Origin of the sequence: Embleya sp. NPDC050493, from assembly GCF_044458105.1 — a bacterium.
Taxonomy (GTDB): domain Bacteria; phylum Actinomycetota; class Actinomycetes; order Streptomycetales; family Streptomycetaceae; genus Embleya.
The window spans coordinates 238,833-261,176 of sequence record NZ_JBITHP010000005.1; the positions used below are offsets into that span (position 1 = coordinate 238,833).

18 protein-coding genes and 3 tRNA genes are annotated in these 22,344 nt (G+C 70.7%); 15 read left to right on the forward strand and 6 right to left on the reverse strand.

All coding sequences use genetic code 11. From position 1 onward, the window contains the following. The first annotated feature begins 117 nt into the window (after positions 1 to 117). From ACIBM5_RS13105 to cimA, 9 genes are all read left to right on the forward strand, one after another. On the forward strand, positions 118 to 633 hold the full coding sequence (locus ACIBM5_RS13105) for a SigE family RNA polymerase sigma factor (protein ID WP_391581342.1): 516 nt from the start codon (positions 118 to 120) through the stop codon (positions 631 to 633). A gap of 175 nt (positions 634 to 808) precedes the next feature. Then, positions 809 to 2,488: a PP2C family protein-serine/threonine phosphatase gene (locus tag ACIBM5_RS13110; RefSeq protein ID WP_396006928.1), complete on the forward strand. Its 1,680-nt coding sequence runs from the start codon at positions 809 to 811 to the stop codon at positions 2,486 to 2,488. Between the two features lie 55 nt (positions 2,489 to 2,543). After that, entirely contained in the window at positions 2,544 to 3,374 is an 831-nt protein-coding gene (locus tag ACIBM5_RS13115; RefSeq protein ID WP_020553308.1) for a hypothetical protein, read from the forward strand. A 31-nt stretch (positions 3,375 to 3,405) separates the two neighbouring features. Further along, on the forward strand, positions 3,406 to 4,227 hold the full coding sequence (locus tag ACIBM5_RS13120; RefSeq protein WP_396006929.1) for a hypothetical protein: 822 nt from the start codon (positions 3,406 to 3,408) through the stop codon (positions 4,225 to 4,227). An 85-nt stretch (positions 4,228 to 4,312) separates the two neighbouring features. Next, positions 4,313 to 4,705: a hypothetical protein gene (locus tag ACIBM5_RS13125; protein ID WP_396006930.1), complete on the forward strand. Its 393-nt coding sequence runs from the start codon at positions 4,313 to 4,315 to the stop codon at positions 4,703 to 4,705. Between the two features lie 249 nt (positions 4,706 to 4,954). Further along, complete coding sequence (gene serA / locus ACIBM5_RS13130; RefSeq protein WP_391581346.1) at positions 4,955 to 6,544, forward strand: phosphoglycerate dehydrogenase; 1,590 nt, start codon at positions 4,955 to 4,957, stop codon at positions 6,542 to 6,544. Between the two features lie 499 nt (positions 6,545 to 7,043). Next, on the forward strand, positions 7,044 to 8,087 hold the full coding sequence (locus ACIBM5_RS13135) for a 3-isopropylmalate dehydrogenase (RefSeq protein WP_396006931.1): 1,044 nt from the start codon (positions 7,044 to 7,046) through the stop codon (positions 8,085 to 8,087). 247 nt (positions 8,088 to 8,334) lie between these two features. Then, positions 8,335 to 9,465: a branched-chain amino acid aminotransferase gene (locus tag ACIBM5_RS13140; RefSeq protein WP_391581348.1), complete on the forward strand. Its 1,131-nt coding sequence runs from the start codon at positions 8,335 to 8,337 to the stop codon at positions 9,463 to 9,465. 334 nt (positions 9,466 to 9,799) lie between these two features. After that, the gene (gene cimA, locus ACIBM5_RS13145; RefSeq protein ID WP_391581349.1) at positions 9,800 to 11,428 is read left to right on the forward strand and encodes a citramalate synthase; all 1,629 of its coding nucleotides are present in this window, start codon (positions 9,800 to 9,802) and stop codon (positions 11,426 to 11,428) included. Positions 11,429 to 11,446: 18 nt separating this feature from the next. On the opposite strand, the gene ACIBM5_RS13150 is transcribed toward cimA, so the two are convergent. The 5 genes from ACIBM5_RS13150 to ACIBM5_RS13170 form a co-directional block, all read right to left on the reverse strand. Beyond that, on the reverse strand, positions 11,447 to 11,911 hold the full coding sequence (locus tag ACIBM5_RS13150; RefSeq protein WP_391581350.1) for a hypothetical protein: 465 nt from the start codon (positions 11,909 to 11,911) through the stop codon (positions 11,447 to 11,449). A gap of 310 nt (positions 11,912 to 12,221) precedes the next feature. Continuing rightward, entirely contained in the window at positions 12,222 to 12,812 is a 591-nt protein-coding gene (locus tag ACIBM5_RS13155) for an ATP/GTP-binding protein (protein ID WP_161364843.1), read from the reverse strand. Beyond that, entirely contained in the window at positions 12,793 to 13,272 is a 480-nt protein-coding gene (locus tag ACIBM5_RS13160; protein ID WP_391581351.1) for a DUF742 domain-containing protein, read from the reverse strand. Before ACIBM5_RS13160 ends, ACIBM5_RS13155 begins: the two co-directional genes overlap by 20 nt. Beyond that, a complete protein-coding gene (locus tag ACIBM5_RS13165; protein WP_020553297.1) occupies positions 13,164 to 13,592 on the reverse strand; it encodes a roadblock/LC7 domain-containing protein in 429 nt (142 codons plus the stop codon). The genes ACIBM5_RS13160 and ACIBM5_RS13165 overlap by 109 nt, the downstream gene beginning before the upstream one ends. Next, positions 13,589 to 17,686, reverse strand: a complete 4,098-nt coding sequence (locus tag ACIBM5_RS13170) for a nitrate- and nitrite sensing domain-containing protein (RefSeq protein WP_396006933.1) — start codon at positions 17,684 to 17,686, stop codon at positions 13,589 to 13,591. Before ACIBM5_RS13170 ends, ACIBM5_RS13165 begins: the two co-directional genes overlap by 4 nt. A 534-nt stretch (positions 17,687 to 18,220) precedes the next feature. Here ACIBM5_RS13170 and ACIBM5_RS13175 point away from each other — a divergent pair. The 5 genes from ACIBM5_RS13175 (at position 18,221) to ACIBM5_RS13195 (ending at position 19,800) form a co-directional block, all read left to right on the forward strand. Next, positions 18,221 to 18,406 (forward strand): hypothetical protein, encoded by a 186-nt coding sequence (locus ACIBM5_RS13175; protein ID WP_396006934.1) that lies wholly within the window; start codon positions 18,221 to 18,223, stop codon positions 18,404 to 18,406. A gap of 86 nt (positions 18,407 to 18,492) precedes the next feature. Next, entirely contained in the window at positions 18,493 to 19,293 is an 801-nt protein-coding gene (locus tag ACIBM5_RS13180; protein ID WP_396006935.1) for a fumarylacetoacetate hydrolase family protein, read from the forward strand. A 185-nt stretch (positions 19,294 to 19,478) separates the two neighbouring features. Then, positions 19,479 to 19,550: transfer RNA gene (locus tag ACIBM5_RS13185), tRNA-Gln, on the forward strand. Positions 19,551 to 19,601: 51 nt separating this feature from the next. Continuing rightward, positions 19,602 to 19,677: transfer RNA gene (locus ACIBM5_RS13190), tRNA-Glu, on the forward strand. Between the two features lie 50 nt (positions 19,678 to 19,727). Beyond that, a tRNA-Glu gene (locus tag ACIBM5_RS13195) sits at positions 19,728 to 19,800 on the forward strand. Positions 19,801 to 19,983: 183 nt separating this feature from the next. Here ACIBM5_RS13195 and ACIBM5_RS13200 read toward each other — a convergent pair. Beyond that, on the reverse strand, positions 19,984 to 20,709 hold the full coding sequence (locus tag ACIBM5_RS13200) for an IclR family transcriptional regulator (protein WP_026218813.1): 726 nt from the start codon (positions 20,707 to 20,709) through the stop codon (positions 19,984 to 19,986). A 219-nt stretch (positions 20,710 to 20,928) separates the two neighbouring features. Between ACIBM5_RS13200 and leuC the strand changes: the two genes are divergently transcribed. Then, positions 20,929 to 22,341 carry a 3-isopropylmalate dehydratase large subunit gene (gene leuC, locus ACIBM5_RS13205; RefSeq protein WP_396006936.1) on the forward strand — a complete coding sequence of 471 codons (1,413 nt, stop codon included), beginning with the start codon at positions 20,929 to 20,931 and terminating at the stop codon, positions 22,339 to 22,341. Positions 22,342 to 22,344: the final 3 nt, after the last annotated feature.

Sequence of the window (22,344 nt, forward strand, 5' to 3'; positions counted from 1 at the left end):
AGAGACGCCACAGGCGGGTATTCCGGGACCCGAACCGACATCGGGTCCGCGTCTCGGGCCGGATAGGGTACCGGGTCACGGCAGGACGAAATCGCCGCGACGGGACGCGGGGGAACGATGGGACGGGACACGGGCGGTCGCGCCGACTTCGACGTGTTCTACGCGGAGAGCCACGGAGCCCTCGTCGCACACCTGTACGCGCTGACCGGCGATCTCGGCGAGGCCCAGGAGGCCGCGCAGGAGACGTACATCCGGGCCTGGAAGGACTGGGACCGGATCAGCGACTACGAGAACCCCGTCGCGTGGATCCGACTCGTGGGCCAACGCATCGCGGTGAGCCGCTGGCGGCGCACCCGTACCGCGCTCAAGAGCTGGATCCGGCACGGCCCCGACGGTGACCTGCCCGCGCCGGGCCCCGAATCCGTTGCCCTGGTCACCGCGTTGCGACAGATTCCCGAGGCCCAGCGGCGCGCGGTGGTGATGCACCACATGGGCGGCCTGTCGGTCGCCGAGATCGCCGCGCACGAGGGCGCGCCCGAGGGGACCATCAAAGCCCGCCTGTCCCGGGGGCGCAGCGCGCTCGCCGGGCTGCTCGCGGACGGTTCGGAGGCGGTCCGGACCGGACGCGGTTAGGCTCCGGCGCAATCGATTCGAGTGTGCTTCGGCGGCCGTGTGCCGAGAAACCCGAAGGAATTGGCCTTCGGGTTCACATGCCAGGGCCGCATCCGAGGCAGCATGCTTGAACGAGGCAGTGCTATCGCCGCACCGGACTTGCCGTTCCGGTCCGACATCGTGGAGCGTGAGACACATGAGGGGCAGAGGGGACTCGGGTCGGGAGACGACCGTGCCGGCTCGCGGTGGCTTCCCGGAACGGACGCTGCGGCAGGACGAATTGCGCGCCGAACGGCCACCGGCGGCGGACGACGACATCTTCGGCGACCTCTATCTCGACTTCGAGGACGCGCCGACCCGCGAGCCGGTGGAGCGGATCGAACCGGCACAGCCGCCCGCGCCGACCACGTTCGACGACGAGTACGCGGCCGAAGCCGAGCCGGAGCCGGAGCCGGAAAGCGCCTACGAGCCCGAGCCGCGACGGGCCCACGAACCCGACCCGCAGCCGGAACGGGCCGACGAACCCGCCGCGGACCGAGTCCACGAGCCGGACCCCGACCACGCCGCCGGCCCGCCGCCCGCGCCGCAGGCCGAGCCGGATCCCGTCCCCGCACCGCAGGCGGCCTCGGCATCCCGGGTCGCGTCGGGATCGCTGTGGGACCAGGCCCCCCGGCCCACCGAGACGTTCGCGAACGAGCCGGAGGCCAACGGTGTGCCCGACCCGGTTCCGCACACGGTGACCCCGCGCGCGGTCCGTCCGGACGCCCGGACTCCGGCACCGCCGCCGCCGGTTCCCGCCCCGCCCACGGTCGCCGGTGGCTCCGCCGACACCACGTTCGCCGCCGGACACGCGGTGCCGCCGCCGCCCACGGTGCCGCCGATGCCCACGTCTCCGCCGCCGGTGCCCGCGCCGCAGACCGAACTGCTGCCGGCCGCCGTGCCGGTGCCCGAGCCGGTCGAGGACGCGGACGAGTTGGACGTGCCGACCACCTCGCGCAGCGACAGCCTGCGCCGGGCCGAGGCGGCCGAGGAGGACCCCCGGGCCCACAGCGGCCCCCCGCTGGGCGTCCAGGCGTCCGCGTGGTCCACCTCCTCGCACCCCGGCCGCCGGCGCGCCGCCCGGCGCGAACGGCGCGGCCTGGGCCCGGAGCTGACCGCCCGGGACAACGACGACCGATATGCCGCGACGGGCGAGGTGTTCATCGTCGCCGACGGCCTCGGCGGCCACCCCGCGGGTTGGTACGCGGCCGACGTGGCGGTGCGCACGCTGGTGGCCGAACTGGCCGCCGCCGACCTGTCCGCGGGCTGGAGCGACCGCCTCAGCGCCGCGATCGCGGTGGCCGACCTCGCGGTGCGCCGGCACGGCGTCGCGCAGTACGAGGGCATGCGTACCACCGTGGTGGCGGCCGTCCTCCAGCACGGCAGGCTGCATCTGGCCGGATGCGGCGACAGCGTGTGCTGGTTGGTGCGCGGCGGGCGGGCGTTCCGGCTGACCGAACAGGGCAATGCCGCCGAGTTCGGCCGACCGTGGCTGCTCACCTCCACCCCGTTGGGCGGCTCGCAGGCGCCCGAACCCGAGCTGCAACGGATCGAATTGCACCCGGGGGACCGTGTGGTCCTCGCCACGGACGGCGTCGGACACCTGCCCGACGAGACGGTGGCCGACCTGGTGCACGGCGATCCCTTCCACGCGGCAACGACCTTGACCAGGACGGCTGTCGAGAGCGGTGACGACGACGCGACGGCGGTCGTGGTCGAATGCGACGCACTGCCCGTACCCGAGGGTCATCGCTCCGGCGCCGACCCTCGGGAACAACCGGAGGATGCGTCGGGTGCCCCCGGGGCCCTACGGTCGGACGACGGAACGGCCTGGTGACGGTTCACCGGGAGAAGATGGGCGATGCCCCAGGGCGGGGCACGAGACCGGACGGATGGCGATGCTCGAACTGATCCTCACCGTGGCGACGTCGGACGACGCCGACCAGCAGGAGTCGGACCTGGCCCGGCCGCGCACGGTGAAGGTGCAAAGCGAGCCCGGCAAGAAGATCGCGATCGGCCGGGACCCGTCGCGATGCGGCCTGGTCACGCCGAAGGACTGGCGCTTCGTGTCGCGTGTGCACCTGGAGTTCGTCTACTCCCTGGAGCGCGGCTGGAGCGTGGAGTGGCTCCAGGGCTCGCACCCGCGCCCGGTCGCGCTGGTGCAGATCGATCGCGAGGGCGTGTCCGAACCGGTGCCCTACGGCGCCACGCTGCCGCTGGGCTCGCTGCGCCCGGGCCGGGTCGTGGTTACCGACCTGGCCCGACGCCGGCGGGTCCTGGTGGAGTGGCGGGTGTCGTTGCCGCAACGCCCGGGCGAGGAGCCCACCGAGCCGGACGTCGGTGTGCCCGAGACCCAGGACGTCGCGCCGTTCGTGTTGCAGAACCGCCTCTCCGAGACGGAGATGGAGGTGCTGGCCGCGCTGTCCTGCGACTGGGTGCACGGCCGACCGGTCAAGCGCGCCAAGTCCACCAAGGAACTGTGCGAGTTGTTGCACCTGTCGGCGGCCACGGTCGAGCGGTACAAGACCAAGCTGCGCCGCGAGTTCTACAGTTCGGGCCTGTGCCCGGAGCTGAACGCCCTGCTCGGTCCGAACTACCTCGACACCGTGCGGCACGTGCACGGCGGCTGGGACCTGATAGCGCAGACCGCGGTCACCCACGGCATAACGGGGCGCGGTCCCTGCCCGTGTGGTGCGGATGCGCCGCACGCGGGTACCAGGTGAGCGGTAGGACCGGGGAGGGGGCGAGGGGATCATGCTCGAACTGAACATGTCGTTCGTCGCGATCGAGGACGGTCGCGAGGCGGAGCGGGACCCGCTGCCGAGCCCCAAGAGCGTGCGTGAGCCCGGCGTGGTCGGCAAGCGGGTGTTCGTGGGCCGCGATCCCGGCGTGTGCCGCCCGCTGCTGACGCCGCACGACTGGCTGTTCGTCTCGCGCAAGCACCTGGTGTTCGAGTACAGCGAGGACCGGGGCTGGACGGTGGAATGGCCGCGCGGACAGCGGGACACCCCGCTGGCGATCGTGCGGATCAAGCGCGGCGAGACCTCGCAGGACATGCCGTACGGGGCGATCCTGCCGCTGCCCGCGCGCACCGGCGGCAACATCCTGATCAGCGACCTGTCCCGGCGGCGCAGCGTGGTGCTCGCGTGGCGGGCGATGCAGCCGATCCGGCCCAGCACGTCCTCCTCGTTGGACGGGAACGCGCCGCCGACCATCGACGTCGGACCGCAGGAACTGCGCGACAAGCTGAACGGGGTCCGGCTGGAGGTGCTCGCGGCGATGTCCTGCGACTGGATCCACGGTCGCGCCACCAAGCGGCCCAGGACCACCGACGAGCTGTGCGAGATGCTCTACATGGCCAAGGCCACGGTCGAGCGGTGCAAGACCGAGCTGCGTCGCGACTTCTACAGCTCGCTGCTTTGCCCGGAATTGAATCTTCTGCTGGGACCCGACTATCTGGACACGACCCCGCACGTGCACGGAGGGTGGGACCTGATCGCCCAGACGGCGGTCACCTGCGGCATTGTGGGACGCGAACCGTGTCCGTGTGCTCGTCGCGGTGGATCGATCGACTGAGACGACACGAAACGGCCGGGCCGCAGGGGCGGCGCGGTCGGGGCGCGGCATTGACTGACGGCCAGGAGCGTGGGGGAGGAAACCGGTGCTCGATCTCAACATGGCGTCGACTTCGGGGGCGGACGACGCGGCGACGGTTGCCATGCTGATGGCAAGTGCGCCGAGTCGGCCGGGGGCGACGTTGGCGGTCGGTCGCGACGCGACCCGCTGTCATCTCGTGACGCCGGCCGACTGGCTGTTCGTCTCCCGGGTGCACCTGGAATTCCAGTGCGGCGACGACACGACGTGGTGGGTGACCTGGCGGCGCGGATCGCAGGACGCGCCGGTGGCCGAGGTCCGGGTCGACGACGGCGAAGCGCGCACGCTGCCCTACGGCGGCACCGCGCCGCTGCCCACTCCCGGCTCCGGCGAGGTGGTCATCCTCGACCTGAACGGGCAGCGTCGGGTCACCATCGGGTGGTTCCTGGCCGCCGACTGATCGCCGAGCGGTAGCCGATCCGCCCTCCGTCGGGCCGGTCCGCTCCATCGTCCGGCCGATCCGCTCGACACCGGGCCGGCCGCTGACCTGACGATGAGTCAGAAGCGTTGCCCCGCGCGTCCGGAGTCCACACATCGGACATCTGTGAAGTCCTTCACAAGGGCGGCGGTAGGATCGGCCACGCGTCAGGCCACCCCGTCGTGCGTCTTCCACGCGGCCACCCGTCATCGCAGCACGCGAAGGAAAACCGTGAGCAAGCCCGTCGTTCTCATCGCCGAAGAGCTGTCCCCGGCCACCGTCGATGCCCTCGGACCCGATTTCGAGATCCGCCACTGCGATGGTGCGAACCGCGGTGAGCTGTTGTCCGCGATCGCCGACGTCGACGCCATCCTGATCCGCAGCGCGACCAAGGTGGACGCCGAGGCCATCGCCGCGGCCGGCCGCCTCAAGGTGGTCGCGCGCGCCGGTGTGGGGCTGGACAACGTCGACGTCCCCGCCGCCACCAAGGCCGGCGTCATGGTCGTCAACGCGCCGACCTCGAACATCGTCACCGCCGCGGAGCTCGCCTGCGGCCTGATCATCTCGGTCGCGCGCAACATCCCGCAGGGCAGCGCCGCACTCAAGAACGGCGAGTGGAAGCGCAGCAAGTACACCGGTGTCGAACTCTCCGAGAAGACCCTCGGCGTGGTCGGCCTGGGCCGGATCGGCGTCCTGGTCGCGCAGCGGATGTCCGCGTTCGGGATGAACATCGTGGCCTACGACCCCTACGTGCAGCCGGCCCGCGCCGCGCAGATGGGCGTGCGCCTGCTCACCCTGGACGAGGTGCTGGAGCAGTCCGACTTCATCACCGTGCACCTGCCGAAGACCCCGGAGACGCTGGGCCTGATCGGCGACGAGGCGCTGCGCAAGGTCAAGCCGACGGTGCGCATCGTCAACGCCGCCCGCGGTGGGATCGTCGACGAGGTCGCGCTCGCGTCCGCGCTCAAGGAGGGCCGGGTCGCCGGCGCCGGCCTGGACGTGTTCTCGAAGGAGCCGTGCACGGACAGCCCGCTGTTCGAGTTCGACAACGTCGTGGCCACGCCGCACCTGGGCGCGAGCACCGACGAGGCGCAGGAGAAGGCCGGCGTCGCGGTGGCCAGGTCGGTGCGGCTCGCCCTCGCCGGCGAACTGGTGCCGGACGCGGTCAACGTGCAGGGCGGCGTGATCGCCGAGGACGTACGTCCGGGCCTGCCGCTGGCCGAGAAGCTGGGTCGGATCTTCACCGCCCTCGCGGGCGGCGTCGCGGTCCGGCTGGACGTCGAGGTGCGTGGCGAGATCACCCAGCACGACGTCAAGGTGCTCGAACTCGCGGCGCTCAAGGGCGTGTTCGCGGACGTCGTGGAGGAGTCGGTCTCCTACGTGAACGCTCCGCTGCTGGCCCAGGAGCGCGGCGTGGAGATCCGGCTGACCACGAGCTCGGAGAGCCCGGACCACCGCAACCTGGTCACCGTGCGGGGCACCCTCGCCGACGGCGGCGAGATCTCGGTCTCCGGCACGCTCGCCGGACCCAAGAACATCGAGAAGATCGTCGAGGTGGACGGCTTCGACGTGGACCTGGTGCTCACCGCGCACATGGTCTTCCTGCGCTACGCGGACAAGCCGGGCGTGGTCGGCGTGATCGGCCGCCACCTCGGCGAGGCGGGCGTCAACATCGCCGGCATGCAGGTGGCCCGCGCCGCCAAGGGTGGTCAGGCGCTGGTCGCGCTCACCGTCGACACCACGGTCGAGCCCGCCACCCTCAACGCCATCGCCGAGGAGATCGGCGCCACGTTCGTGCGCTCGGTGAACCTGGACGACTGACCGCGCTGCGCGCGGCCGGAACTCGGTCCGGTAGCCCACGAGGCCCGGGAACCCCACGGTTCCCGGGCCTTCGGCATGCCCGCCCGCCGGCGCCCGCGCGCTCCGGGCCCGATTACGCCGGTCGGTGGGCCCGCGATCTCAGATAGTAGGAACTCCGAGTAAATTGCAGACAGCGGTGCGATCCGTCGCCTACGGTGAAGGAAGACGGTCCCTTCCGTACCCGGAAATCCCCGTACGGCAGGAAATTTCAGCACGCCCACAAGGCCCCTGCACGTGTCCGTCACACGCCGTGTAGAAACCCCGCCTTGTGAAGGAAGTGCAACCATGGACGAAACCACGCGCCGCAACGCCGCCCGGGCCCTTCAGCGCGCTCTCGACCGTCGGGACAACGGCGGCAGCCCCGCCGACGAGGAACGCTGACAGCCCCGATTCGCACCACTGCGTCCCACCATCCGGACTGCACATGTCAGCCCCTGGGACGGAAGGTATGGTCCCCCGTATGTCTCGCAGCATTCGTCTCGCAGTGGTTCCCGGTGACGGCATCGGCCAGGAAGTGGTCGCAGAGGGCCTGAAGGTCCTCGGCGCCGTACTTCCCCCCGACGTCAAGGTCGAGACCACCGAGTACGACCTCGGTGCCCGTTTGTACCACCGCACCGGAGAGACGCTGCCCGACAGCGTGCTCGACGAGCTGCGCGGCCGGGACGCGATCCTGCTCGGTGCGATCGGCGACCCCAGCGTGCCCTCGGGGGTGCTGGAGCGCGGTCTGCTGCTCAAGCTCCGCTTCGCGTTCGACCACCACGTCAACCTGCGTCCGGCCCGGCTCGCGCCGGGCGTGCTCTCGCCGCTGGGCGCGGACGCGAAGATCGACTTCGTGGTGGTCCGCGAGGGCACCGAAGGCCCGTACACCGGCAACGGCGGCACGCTGCGCACCGGCACCGAGCACGAGGTGGCCACCGAGGTCAGCGTGAACACCGCGTTCGGCATCGAGCGGGTCGTGCGGGACGCGTTCGCCCGGGCCCAGGCCCGGCCGCGCAAGAAGCTGACCCTGGTGCACAAGAACAACGTGCTGGTGTACGCGGGCCACCTGTGGACCCGGGTGTTCAACGCGGTCGCGGCCGAGTTCCCCGACGTCACCACCGACTACCTGCACGTGGACGCGGCGACCATCTTCATGGTTACCCAGCCCGAGCGCTTCGACGTGATCGTCACCGACAACCTGTTCGGCGACATCATCACCGACCTCGCCGCCGCCATCGCGGGCGGCATCGGCCTCGCGGCCAGCGGCAACATCAACCCGTCCCGCGAGTTCCCGTCCATGTTCGAGCCGGTGCACGGCTCCGCGCCGGACATCGCCGGCCAGGGCAAGGCCGACCCCACCGCCACCGTGCTCTCGGTCGCGATGCTCCTGGAGCACCTGGGCCTGACCGACGAGGCCCGCCGCGTCGAGGCCGCGGTCGACGCCGACCTCGCCGAGCGCGGCACCCTCGGCACGCGCAGCACGTCACAGATCGGCGACGCGCTCGCCGCCCGAGTAGCCGGCTGATTCGCCGGCACCACCACGTCCGTCGACCGGGACCGTCGACGCGTGCCCCCTGCCGGACCGGCGAGTCGGTCGTTCGGCGGGTCAGGGGCCGCGCCTGTCGGGATCCCGGTCGACTGCGTTAACGTCTCACCGGGTGGAACGCGGGTGCGGTTCCCGGGAACACTTCCAGTACGTCCAGGTACGGGAAACCGGGTCCCAGCAGCACCCGGGCCCCGCCATACTCCACGGTGAAGGACGAGAACCAGCCATGACGACTGCCGCCCCGCAGGAGCCCGCCCTCCAGGCGTCCCTGACGATCGACCTCAAGCCCTCCGCACACCCGCTGAGCGATGCCGAGCGCGCCACGCGCCTGGAGAACCCGGGCTTCGGCCGCGTGTTCACCGAGCACATGGTCGGCATCAAGTGGAGTGCGGGACGCGGCTGGTACGACGCGCAACTCACGCCCTACGCGTCCCTCGACATCGACCCCGCGAACATGACGCTGCACTACGCGCAGTCGATCTTCGAGGGTCTCAAGGCGTACCGCCGCCCCGACGGAAGCGTGGCCACCTTCCGGCCCTACGCCAACGCGGCGCGCTTCCAGAACTCCGCCCGCCGGCTCGCCATGCCCGAGCTGCCGCAGGACCTGTTCGTGGCCGCGGTGGACGCGCTGATCCGCCAGGACGCCGCGTGGGTGCCCAGCGCGCCCGAGGAGAGCCTGTACATCCGGCCCTTCATGTTCGCCACCGAGGTCGGCCTCGGCGTGCGTCCCGCGAACGAGTTCCTCTTCCTGGTCATCGCGTCGCCGGCCGGTCCCTACTTCGCGGGCGGCGTGCGGCCGGTCTCGGTGTGGCTGTCCCAGGAGTACGTGCGCGCGGTGCCCGGCGGCACCGGCGAGGCCAAGTGCGCCGGCAACTACGCCGCATCGCTGGTCGCCCAGGCCCAGGCCATCGAGCAGGGCTGTGACCAGGTGGTCTGGCTGGACGCGGTCGAGCGTCGCTGGATCGAGGAGATGGGCGGCATGAACCTGTACTTCGTGTACGGGGAGGGCAAGGACGCGCGGATCGTCACGCCGCGCCTGACCGGCTCGCTGCTGCCCGGCATCACCCGCGACTCGCTGCTCCGACTCGCTGCGGATCGTGGTTATGCCACCGAGGAGGCGCTGATCTCGGTCGACGACTGGCGCGAGGGCAACGCGAACGGCACCCTCACCGAGGTCTTCGCATGCGGCACCGCCGCGGTGATCACCCCCGTCGGCTCGGTCAAGTCCAGCACCGCGAACTGGACCGTCGGCTCCGGCGAGGCGGGCCCGATCACGATGGAACTGCGCAAGGCCCTGGTCGACATCCAAACCGGCCGAGCGGAAGACACCCACGGCTGGACGCACACGATCGAATAGTCCGCCGGGGCGTCCGGCCCCGGGGGTACACCGCAGCCCGCCCACCCGTCGAAACGGTGGGCGGGTGGGCGTACAAGACCCCCGCCCGACCACATCGTGAGACCGCACGGCCACGCGCCGAGCGGATGTGCCAGACTCGGCAACATGCAGCAGTGGCTCATTATTAGCCGCAGCGTGCCGGCAACGGGTTGATCCCCCCACAAGGGGTGCTTATCGCCCATCGCCCGCACGCAGACCTCTCGCGACCGCGAGGGGTCTTTTTGTTTGGCCGCGCCACCCCTGCGGCAGCGAGTGTGGGCCCGCCATTTGTTGATCGACGGGAGAACCGAGGCCAATGCACCCCACGACGACCGATCCGAGCGCCTTCCACGTCTTCGACACCACCCTCCGGGACGGTTCGCAGCGCGAGGGCATCAACCTGACGGTGTCCGACAAGCTCACCGTGGCCCGCCACCTGGACGACTTCGGCGTGGGCTTCATCGAGGGCGGCTGGCCCGGTGCCGTACCGCGCGACACCGAGTTCTTCCGCCGCGCCAAGGAGGAGCTGCAGCTTGCCCACGCGGTCCTGGTCGCGTTCGGCTCGACCCGCAAGGCGGGTACCACGGCCGCCGCGGATCCGCAGGTGCAGGCGCTGCTCGACGCCGAGGCGCCGGTCGTGTGTCTGGTGGCCAAGTCGCACGACAAGCACGTCTCGCTGGCGCTGCGCACCACGCTGGACGAGAACCTGGAGATGGTCCGGGACACCGTCGCCCACCTGCGGGCGCAGGGCCGCCGGGTGTTCGTCGACTGCGAGCACTTCTTCGACGGCTACCGGGCCAACCCGCAGTACGCGCTGAGCGTGGTCGCCGCCGCACACGACGCGGGCGCCGAGGTGGTCGTGCTGTGCGACACCAACGGCGGGATGTTGCCCAGCGGGGTCCGCGAGATCGTCACCGCCGTGCACGCGGGCACCGGAGCCCGCCTGGGCATCCACGCACAGGACGACACCGGCTGCGCGGTGGCCAACACCATCGCGGCCGTCGAGGGCGGCGCCACACACGTCCAGTGCACCGCCAACGGCTACGGCGAACGGGTGGGCAACGCCAACCTGTTCCAGGTGGTGGGCAACCTCGAACTCAAGCAGGGCATGCGGGTGCTGCCCGAGGGCAAGCTGCGCGAGATGACCCGGATCTCGCACGCGATCGCCGAGGTGGTCAACCTCGCCCCCTCCACCCACCTGCCCTACGTGGGCGTGTCCGCGTTCGCGCACAAGGCCGGGCTGCACGCGTCCGCGATCAAGGTCGACCCGGACCTGTACCAGCACATCGACCCCGCGCTGGTCGGCAACGACATGCGGATGCTGATCTCGGACATGGCCGGGCGCGCCTCGATCGAGCTCAAGGGCAAGGAACTGGGCTACGACCTCTCGAACGACAAGGACCTGGTCGGCCGGGTGGTCAACCAGGTCAAGGAGCGCGAGGCCGCCGGCTACACGTACGAGGCCGCGGACGCGTCCTTCGAACTGCTGCTGCGGGACGAGAGCCTGGGCCGCGCGCGGTTCTTCACGCTGGAGTCGTGGCGTGCGATCAGCGAACAGCGCGGCGACGGCGTACCGGTGAACGAGGCCACCGTGAAGCTGCACGCCAAGGGGGAGCGGATCGTCGCGACCGGCGAGGGCAACGGCCCGGTCAACGCGCTCGACCGCGCGCTGCGGCTGGCCCTGGAGCGGATCTACCCGCAACTCGCGGCGTTCGAGCTGATGGACTACAAGGTGCGGCTGTTGGAGGGCCGACACGGGACCGACGCGATCACGCGCGTGCTGGTGGAGACCACCGACGGCAAGCAGGAGTGGAGCACCGTCGGGGTCGCGGAGAACGTGATCGCGGCGTCGTGGCAGGCCCTGGAGGACGCGTACACCTACGGCCTGCTCAAGGCGGGCCTGACCCCCGGCGCCCAGGACACCGAGGGTTCGGACCGCGCGTAGACCGAAGGTGATGAACCGTCAGGGGCGGCCGGGGCGGAACGACCGCCACCCGTCGCCCCACGGTTCGTCCCAGCCCGCCGGCAGCGGTGACAGGGACCCCGGCGGCGGCGACGGCAGCGCGGGTTGCACGGGCGCCGCGGCCCTCGGTTGCAGCGGCGCCGGTGAGGGTGCGGGCGCCGGAGCGGGCGGACGGACGGGTGCGGAGGCCAGCGGGCTGGCCGCGGTCATCGGGTTGGGCGGCAGCAGCGGTTCGCTCTCTTCGAGACGTGCCAACTCGCGTCCGACGGCGAAACGTTCGAGCCGCCCTCGGACCTCTTCCGGTTCCCGCGACACGGGTAGCTCCCGGTCGAGGCCGAACTCCTCGGCCGCCGCGCCCGGCAGCAGATTCGCCTGCGGGGGCCTTCGCGGCAGCCCCGACTCGGTCGTGCCGTCGACCATCGGAAGGCGGGCCGCTTGCGCTGCGCGCCTGCTGTTGTCGTCCACCGAACCCCACCTCGGTTCGTTGTTGGGCCTGCGCCTCAAAACGTTCTGATATCAATTGGGCAACAGATGACTATGGGAGGACCTTAGCAATGTGCGGGTCGAGGCGGGCACTCGGCCGGGCATGTCGCCGAGTCCTGTCACACATTTGTCGAATTTCTCGAACGCCCTTGGGAATCCCGCCACTCGGGCTTCGCGACCACAACACCTCAGGCGAACCCCGCAATGGGATTCGCCTGAGGTGGAGTGGTGCGCAATACGAAAAAAACAGGTTCGAGCAGTTACCGAAGGCCGGCGCGAGCGAGCCCGACGGTCAGCGCAGGCGGGCCATCAGTGCGTGCTCCACCAGCGTGATCAGGGTCGACTTGGCCGATTCGCGACGCCGTGCGTCACAACTCACGATCGGGGTGTCGGGCCCTATCTGCAATGCCTCGCGGACATCCTCCGCGTGGTGGGTCTGCAATCCGTCGAAGCAGTTCAACGCCACGATGAACGGCAGCCCGCTGTTCTCGAAGTAGTCGATCGCGGGGAAGCAATCGGCGAGTCGGCGCGTGTCCACCAGGACCACGGCGCCGATCGCGCCGCGGACCAGGTCGTCCCACATGAACCAGAATCGGTGCTGACCCGGCGTACCGAAGAGGTACAGGATCAGATCCTCGTCCAGCGTGATGCGACCGAAGTCCATCGCGACCGTCGTCGTCTGCTTGTCCGGCGTCGCCGACAGGTCGTCGACTCCGGCGCTGGCGGACGTCATGACCGCTTCGGTACGCAGCGGAGCGATCTCCGAGACGGCACCGACGAGCGTGGTCTTGCCCACGCCGAATCCGCCGGCGACGACGATTTTCGCCGACGTGGTGGAGGACCTGGCGGGAGCCGGGCCCGGGCTAGAGCTTGCGAAGTCCACTGAGCACCCTTTCGAGCAGCGTGACGTCCGGCTGCCCCTGGTCGTTCCCGGGCTGGTGGATGACCACCAGCCCGGCTTCGGCGAGGTCCGCGACGAGTACGCGGGCGACGCCGAGCGGGATGGTGAGCAGAGCCGAGATCTCGGCTACCGACTTGACCTCCCGACACAGCGCACAGATGCGCTGGTGCTCGGGCAACAGGCCGGGTGGGTTGGCCACCTGAGGTGTCGTGGTGACCAGGGCCTCCAGCGCGAGCTGATAGCGAGGCCGGGTGCGACCACCGGTCATGGCGTACGGGCGGACCAGGGTCTCGTGAAACTCCTGGTCCCCGTGATCGGACATATCCGGAGGTGTCATCGCGGCAGTGCACCTTGGAGTTCGGCGCGCAAGGCCGGCGTGAGCACGGCGCCCGCGCGGTCGACGAGCAGGGCCATCTCGTAGCCGATCAGGCCGATGTCGCACTCCGGCGACGCCAGCACGGCCAGCGAGGAGCCGTCCGAAATCGACATGATAAAGAGGAAACCCCGTTCCATTTCCACGACCGTCTGGGTCACGTGCCCGCCCTCGAAGATACGGGACGCACCCTGGGTCAGGCTGGTCAAACCCGATGCGACGGCGGCGAGCTGATCCGCCCGGTCGCGAGGGAAGCCCTCGGACAGGGCGAGCAGCAGGCCGTCCGCGGAGACCACGACCGTGTGCGACACCCCGGGGGTGTTGTCCACGAAGTTCGTGATCAGCCAGTTCAGGTTCTGCGCGGCCTGGCTCAACGACTTCTCAGTCATGCCTGCTCCTGGTTGTTCTCGTCACGAGGCCGAGGGGCGGATCCCCCGGACCCGGCGGTGCGACCCTGCTGGATGCCCCGGCGGAAGTTGGTCAGTCGCCCGCGAACCTCGTCGGGCGACCGGGACAGGCCCGGAGCGCCCGGCGTGGGCCGGCCCGACTGCTCCTGACGGGTGCCGGGTGCGGCAGGACCCGCACCCGGGTGGCCCGGGGCCTGAGCCCCGCCGGACTGCTCGACGCCGCCCGGCACCAGGTTGGCGCGGGGCACACGGCGAGGCAGGCCCGCTCCGGTAGTGCCACCCGAGGACGGCTCGCGAGCGGCCTCCGCCGCGCGCCAACCGTCGTCACCGGCCGAGTACCAGCCGGACTGCTGACCCTGAGGGCCGACGGCGGGTGCGACCGCGGGGGACTGCTCGACAAGCTCGTCCGGTTCCGTCGGCGTCCCGAACATGTCGGTGACGGGCTGCTGACGCCCACCACCGAAGGCCGGGGCCTGCTCGACCGGTGCCGTTGCCTGCGGCGGGTTGGTCGCCATCGGCACCCGACGGTCGAGGTTGCCGAGCGGACTCGCCTCGGCTGCCTCCTGCTCGCGCTCCGGCGCGGCCTGCTCCCCGCCTCGCGGCGTGGAACGGACCTGCGCTGCTCGCATCCGGCCGCCACGGTTGCCCTGGCGGTGGAACCAGTCGGATTCGAGCGTGTCGAAGATCGGCAGCCTACCGTCGTCGCCGGTGCTCGGCGGCGCGCTCATGTCCAACTCGGACGGAGCGGGCAGCTGTTCGGCGTTTTCCGGCGTACCGACCGGCGCGAAGGGCGAGCCCTCCGAGCGGCCGGATCCCACCGGTGCGAACGGCGAGGCCGCCGGCCGCACATCGCCCTGCGGGCCGCGTACCTGCTCGGCCCGGGTGTGCTCGTCCTGCTCCTGCCGCGCGGGCTCGGGGCGAGCCTGCGGGGCGAGACCGCGCAGCACCGGCAGCGAGTCCCCGGTGGGGGGCTGCTCGCCGTCGCGAGGAGCGCGACCGCGTTGCGGCAGGTCCTCCCGACGGGTCAGTTCCTCGCGGCGCGGCGTGTCGTAGCCGGTCGGCACTTCGGCCGGCGGCGCGACGGGCTCGACCGGCAGCGGTGCCACCGGCGTGAGTTCGTCGTAATCGGTGCCCCACGGAGCGGGCGCGCGCTCGTCCTGCCGGGGCGCGAGCTCCGCACCCGGGCGGCCGAACGGCTGCGCGGGCTGCTCGTAGCCGCCCCGGTCGATCTCGGCCCCCGGCCGCGGTTCGTCCGCGTACGGCGAACCGAACGGCGACGCGAACTGCGAGGTGTCACCCCCGCGTCCGGACCCGTCCGCGGGCTGCGGCGCGGTCGGGAACGAGCCGGTGTCCTGCCCGTACTGCGGCTGCAGCGACTCGGCCTCGCGGCCGTCGTCGTTGCCGAACATCGGCGCCGAGGGTGCGGCCGGGAAGGCCCCGGTACGCGGGTCGTCCGCGTGCGGCTGGTGCTGCGGCGGCTGCGGCAGCACCGGCGCGAACGGGTTGTCGTCCCGACCCGGCGTGGCCGGCGGCGGCGAACTCGGCGCGCGGTGCGCACCCGTGCTGGTGACGCCGGGCTCGCTCGCGAACGGGTTCACCGTGCCCGGGTAGGGCGTGTCCGTCCCGACCGAGCCGTCCTGGAAGGACGGGGCCGCGAAGGACTGCGTGCTGCCGTACGACGGCTCCTGCTGAACCGGCGGCTGTGCGGGCCGGTTGGTCGGGATCCGAGTCGGCTGCGGGGCCTGGTTGACCGGCTGGGCCGGTGCCTCGGTGCTCCGCTGCGGCAGTTCGCGTCGCCGGTTGCGCTCCTCGGCCCGGCTGCCCACCCGGGGTCCGGGCAGGGCCTGGGCGGCAGGTGCGGCCGCGGGCAGTTCCTCGGTCCAGCCGGAGACGGCCGCCGCGGTCTTGTCGCCGCCCTTGCTCCACCCGTCGCCGCCACCGGGGCGGTCGCCCTGGATGAGTTCGATCGGGAGCATGACCAGCGCGGTGGTACCGCCGCCCTCGCCCGGCCGGAGCTGGACGCGGATGCCGTGTCGGGTGGCCAGTCGGCCGACCACGAACAGACCCATGCGGCGCGAGATGGACACGTCCACCACCGGCGGGCGAGCCAGCCGCTGGTTGGCGTCGGCGAGGTCGTCGCCGGTGAGCCCGATGCCGTTGTCGTGGATCTCGATCAGCGCGCGACCGTCCGGCAGGATGTGGCCGGTGACGCGCACCTTGGTGTGCGGGCTGGAGAACGTGGTCGAGTTCTCCAGCAACTCGGCGAGCAGGTGCACGAGGTCGTTGACCGCGCGGCCGGCGATGTCGGTGGTGGGCAGTGCGCCCAACTCGACCCGCTCGTACTGCTCCACCTCGGAGGCCGCGGCGCGCAGCACGTCGACCAGCGGAACCGGTCGGGTCCAGCGGCGGCCGGGCTCCTCACCCGCGAGCACCAGGAGGTTCTCACCGTTGCGGCGCATACGCGTCGCGAGGTGGTCGAGCTTGAACAGGTTGGCCAGCTGGTCCGGGTCCGCCTCGCGGTTCTCCAGGTCGGAGATGAGCGCGAGCTGACGCTGGATCAGGCTCTGGCTGCGCCGCGAGAGGTTGACGAACATCGCGTTGACGTTGCCTCGCAGCAGGGCCTGTTCGGCGGCGAGTCGCACGGCCTCGGCGTGCACCGCGTCGAACGCGCGGGCCACCTGGCCGATCTCGTCCCGGGACAACACGCCGATCGGCTCGATCGCCAGATCCACGTCGCCGGGATCGGACTCGGAGAGCCGGCGCACCGTCTCGGGCAGTCGCTCCTCGGCGACCTCCAGCGCGGAGCGCCGCAGCGTGTTCAGCGAACGCACCAGCGACCGCGCCACGATCACACCGAGCAGGATGGTGATCAACAGCGCGCCGACGACGAGGATCGTGTTGATCAAAGCGTCGGTACGAGCCTCGTCCCGCAGCTCCTTCGCGGTGGCGGTGAGCTTGAGGCCGAGTTGGGCCTCGACCTGGCCGAGCGCGCTGATCTTGTCGGTGGACAGCGTCCACCACTCCGCCGTGGTGAAGTCGTTCGCGTTCTCCAGCCGGGCCGCGCCGTTCGGCTTGTTGTTGGAGGCCAGCGCGGCGGTGACCATGCCCTTGAAGAGCTGGAACCGCTCCTCGACCGCGGTGATCTTGTCCCGACTGACGCCGGCCTTGTAGACCGTGTTCCAGTCGGCGGGCGCGACACTGGTGAATCCGCGAATCGCGTTCTGCTCGGACTCGTTCAGGCGGGCGAGGGTCTCGCTCGCCTCCAGCGGGATCTCGTTCGGCTTGAGGCCGTACGCGATCACCGCGGCGCGCTGCGAGGACGCGTACGCCTTCGACTCACCGAACGAACCCAGGGCGCGGGCGCCCTGGATCAGGTCGGGGTCGCGGGTGACCTCGGGCGCCTCCTGGTTGATCTGCAGCAGCTGCAGAATCATCTTGTTGTAGGCGTCGACCGTGCTGCGGGTGCTGGTGCGGAAGGCGTCCTGACGGGTGCGGTTGAGCTCCGTCAGCGAGTGGCCGATGTCCTTGAGCGTGGCACCGAGCACCGGCATCGAGTCGGTGTTCATCTTCGCGACGGTCGCGTTGTAGACGGTGACCTGGTCGTCGGTGGTCTTCTTGGCCTTGTTGACCTCGGCCGTCAGATCCGACGAGGGAGCCACACTCGCCTGCGCGAGCAGGTCGCGTTCCTGCTCCAGCCACGTGGCCAGCGTCGACGCCTGGTCGATGATGGCCGCGGCTTTTTGCACCGTGTCCATCTCTTGCGTCTTGTCGATCGACGACTGGATGCGCAGGCCACCGAGCAACGCGGCGACCACGACCGGGAGCAGGAGCAGCGCGGTGATCCGGGTACGGATGCGCCAGTTCCTGATCGAGAACAGCAACTTGAACCGGGACGGTGCCGCCCCGGTGGGCCGGGCCGCCCCGGCGCCGGCTATGGAGTCCCCGACGGAGTCGGAGGGCTCGTTGGCGTCCTGGGGTCCGCTGGCTTGCTGCGGGGCTCGCACCTCCGGCGTGGAGGGACCGGCCGTGGCCGGGGCCCCTGCGGAGTCGTGCTGCTTCTTCCGACGTCCCTGCACTAGCGTCGCAACCTCTTGTGACCAGTCGTTAGACCCGCCGGTAAGGCGAGGCTCGTGTGCGTAAATCCCTGGATTCGCGTTCTTCCCAGGGCACCTCGGCTGCGTTCGCGCGCCGAGGTGAAGGAACTCCGCTTGTTGGGAACCACCCCCGTGGTCGCAGGCATTTCAGCACAGCCACGGGGCCGCAACAAGATAGCGGGGTCCGGACATAGAGCCATTGCAACCGGTCTTGGCGATTAACCCGCTTCGAGGGGTTAACAACCGGTATTAAGGGACGATAGAGGGCAAAATGCCACACGTTTGTCGAGGTTCCGGGGAGGTGAAAATCACATATTGATGTCCCGGTTCGAACACCTGGTGTAAACCGTGATGTGCATTCGGTGACCAGTCCATCGGGGTGACCCGTGACCACCCCTGACGTAACCACGGGTAATCTTGAAGAACAAGGCTGCACCCTGCATGCAGTTGTGACCGCGCTCCGCATGCGGCGCGAAACAATGCGGCACGATCAAGGAAGAGCGAGAACCGGGAACCGTGGACAACATCAGTACGCACCGCCCCAGCACGGCCAACCCCAGGCGCACCCGGGTGGACGTGGTCCTGCCCCACCAGCGCGTGGCCGAGGCGGCAGTCGGGCAGTCGGTCATCGCCGAGGTGCGGACCGCGAACCCCAGGCGCACCAACCTGATGGACATCCCGCCGGTGGACACGCACGCCTGACCCGCGACACCACCCGCCGAGGCGCTTCGCGCCCGCGTAGCCTTGGGCACGTCTCGTTCGTGTCTCTTCGGCAAGGGTGACCCATCTTGCGCATCGCCAGGTTCTCCATCGACGACTCCGTCTCCTTCGGAGTGGTGACCGGCGACACCGACCGGCCCGAGTCGCTGGTGGTGCACGCCCTCGCCGGCCACCCGTTCGGCGAACTGCAGCCCACCGGCGCCCAGTACCCGCTGTCCTCGGTCCGCCTGCTCGCGCCCGTGTTGCCGAGCAAGGTCGTCGCGATCGGCAAGAACTACGCCGCGCACGCCGCCGAGATGGGCTCGGCCGTCCCCGACGTGCCGATCACCTTCCTCAAGCCGTCCACGTCGGTGATCGGGCACGGCGACGGCATCGCGTACCCGCAGATCTCCGACGACGTGCACCACGAGGCCGAACTGGCCGTGGTGATCGGCCGGATGTGCCGGGACGTGCCGGCCGAGCGGGCGGCCGAGGTGATCTTCGGCTTCACCTGCGCCAACGACGTGACCGCGCGCGACCTGCAGCGGACCGAGGGCCAGTGGGGTCGGGCCAAGGGCATGGACACCTTCTGCCCGCTGGGCCCGTGGGTGGAGACCGACATCACGCTCGCCCAGGTCGACGAGGGCGAGGGGCTGACCGTGGCGTGCACCGTCAACGGCGAGGTGCGCCAGGCGGGCGGCACGGGGCAGATGATCCGCACCGTCGCCGAGTTGATCGTGCACGTCACCCAGGCGATGACGCTGCTGCCCGGCGACGTGCTGCTGACCGGCACTCCGGCGGGCGTCGGCCCGTTGCACGTGGGCGACCGCGTCTCGGTCACCGTCGGTGGTGTCGGCACCCTGACCAATACCGTGATCAAGCGCGGCTGATCCGGCGCGCGGCGGACAATCTTGGGCGGGACAGCCGGACTTGTGACGGTTCGAACGAGGGTCCGGTAACCCGTTTTGGTCACGCGCGCCTCATCGGGTAAAGTTCTTCTCGTGCCGCCCCGCAAGGGAGCGGCACGGAGCGAAGTCCTCGCAAAAGCCCCCGGGTACCGCGAAGGACGGAGCATTGGGGTATGGGGTAATTGGCAGCCCGACGGTTTCTGGTTCCGTTAGTCTAGGTTCGAGTCCTGGTACCCCAGCTGCATCGTCTTCGGGCGATGTCGCTGGAAGAAGTTCATGATTGATGATCTGGCCCCGTTGTGTAGTGGCCTAGCACGTCGCCCTCTCAAGGCGGTAGCGCGGGTTCGAATCCCGTCGGGGCTACCAGATCAGCCGTTCACGGCTTCCACGGCAGCGAGCACCACCCAGCAGTACGAGGCCCCGTTGTGTAGTGGCCTAGCACGCCGCCCTCTCAAGGCGGTAGCGCGGGTTCGAATCCCGTCGGGGCTACCTCGAAGAAGAAGACCTCCCGCAGTCGCGGGAGGTCTTCTTCGTTTCCGGAGCGGACACCGGTGTCGCCGGCTGTGTGTCGCGGCTGCCTGCCCGCCTGCGTGGGATGCCGGTGTGCCGGTGGCCAACCGCCGTACGCGGCACGGCTCCCCGGACGCCGCCCGGCGCCCGGGGACCGGGCGGTCAGACCTCCACCTGCGCCCGGCGCAGCGCGTCGGACAGTTTGGCGGCGGCCTCCATCACGGCCTGCGCATGCAGCCGGCCCGGGTGCCGGGTCAGCCGCTCGATCGGACCGGAGACGGATACGGCGGCCACCACGCGGTTGCTGGGGCCGCGCACGGCCGCCGAGACGGAGGCGACGCCCGGTTCGCGCTCGCCGATGCTCTGCGCCCAGCCGCGGCGGCGCACGCCGGAGAGCGTGGTCGCGGTGAACCGCGCGCCCTGCAGGCCCCGGTGCAGGCGCTCGGGCTCCTCCCAGGCGAGCAGGCACTGGGCGGCCGAACCGGCCTTCATCGGCAGCGTGCTGCCCACCGGGACGGTGTCGCGCAGACCGGAGAGCCGCTCGGCCGCGGCGACGCACACGCGCATGTCGCCCTGGCGCCGGTACAGCTGCGCACTCTCACCGGTGATGTCGCGCATGTGCGCGAGCACCGGGTGCGCGGCGGCCAGCAGGCGGTCCTCGCCGGCCGCGGCGGCCAGCTCGGCCAGGCGCGGACCGAGCACGAAGCGCCCCTGCATGTCGCGCGCGACCAGGCGGTGGTGTTCCAGGGCCACCGCGAGTCGATGCGCGGTGGGCCGGGCAAGACCGGTTATGGCGACGAGTCCCGCCAGCGTGGCAGGACCGGCTTCGAGCGCGGCCAGCACGACAGCGGCCTTGTCGAGAACGCCGACTCCGCTAGAATTGTCCATGCCTTGATATTGCCGTCTCGGATTACGAGACGCAAGTCCGCGACCGAGGCCGGTGCCGGCACAGTGGCGCAACGCGCCGAGCCGAGCACCGGAACACCACCGGGAAGCGTCGGGACGTGGGCACGCGTCAGGGGCGTCGACCGCGGATGCGGAATCAGCCGCACCCGCGCGACATGAGGACACACAGCGCCGGCAATGGCGCCGGCCGGAGGGACAGCGATGGGACGGACACTCGCGGAGAAGGTCTGGGACGCACATGTGGTGCGTCGTGCGGAGGGCGAGCCGGACCTGCTCTACATCGACCTGCACCTGCTGCACGAGGTGACCAGTCCGCAGGCGTTCGACGGTCTGCGTCAGGCCGGTCGGCGGGTTCGCCGGACCGATCTGACGATCGCGACCGAGGACCACAACACGCCGACGCTCGACGTCGACAAACCCATCGCGGATCCGGTTTCGCGCGCCCAGATCGAGACGCTCCGCAAGAACGCCGCCGAATTCGGGGTCCGGATCCACTCGCTGGGCGACGTCGAGCAGGGCATCGTGCACGTGGTCGGTCCGCAGCTGGGCCTGACCCAGCCCGGCATGACGGTGGTCTGCGGCGACAGCCACACCGCCACCCACGGTGCCTTCGGCGCGCTGGCGTTCGGGATCGGCACCAGCCAGGTCGAACACGTGCTGGCCACCCAGACGCTGCCGATGGCGCCGTTCAAGACGATGGCGGTCACCGTCGAGGGCGACCTGCCCGAGGGCGTGGGCGCCAAGGACCTGATCCTCGCGGTGATCGCGCGGATCGGCACCGGCGGCGGTCAGGGCTACGTCATCGAGTATCGCGGCCAGGCGATCCGGAACCTCTCGATGGAGGGCCGGATGACCGTGTGCAACATGTCGATCGAGGCCGGCGCCCGGGCGGGCATGATCGCGCCCGACGAGACCACGTTCGCGTACCTGAACGGCCGTCCGCACGCGCCGCAGGGCGCGGACTGGGACGCGGCCGTGGCGTACTGGAAGGGCCTGGCCACCGAGGCGGACGCGGTGTTCGACAAGGAGGTCGTCATCGACGCGGCCGAACTGTCACCGTTCGTCACGTGGGGTACCAACCCCGGCCAGGGCGCGCCGCTGGGCGAATCCGTGCCGGACCCGGTCGCGATCGAGGACCCGGTCGAGCGCGCGGCAGCCGAGAAGGCGATCGCGTACATGGGCCTGACGGCCGGCCAGAAGCTGCGCGACATCGCGGTGGACACGGTCTTCGTCGGCTCGTGCACCAACGGTCGGATCGAGGACCTGCGCGAGGTGGCCGGCATCATCAAGGGCCGCAAGGTCGCCGACGGCGTGCGCATGTTGGTCGTTCCCGGTTCGGTGCGGGTCTCGCTGCAGGCCGTGTCCGAGGGCCTGGACAAGGTGTTCACCGACTTCGGTGCCGAATGGCGCTACGCGGGCTGCTCGATGTGCCTGGGCATGAACCCCGACCAACTCGCCCCCGGCGAGCGCAGCGCGTCCACCTCCAACCGCAACTTCGAGGGGCGGCAGGGCAAGGGCGGCCGCACCCACCTGGTCTCGCCGCAGGTCGCGGCCGCGACCGCCGTGCTGGGCCACCTGGCCGCACCCGCCGACCTGAGCACCGCAGGAGTCTGAGCG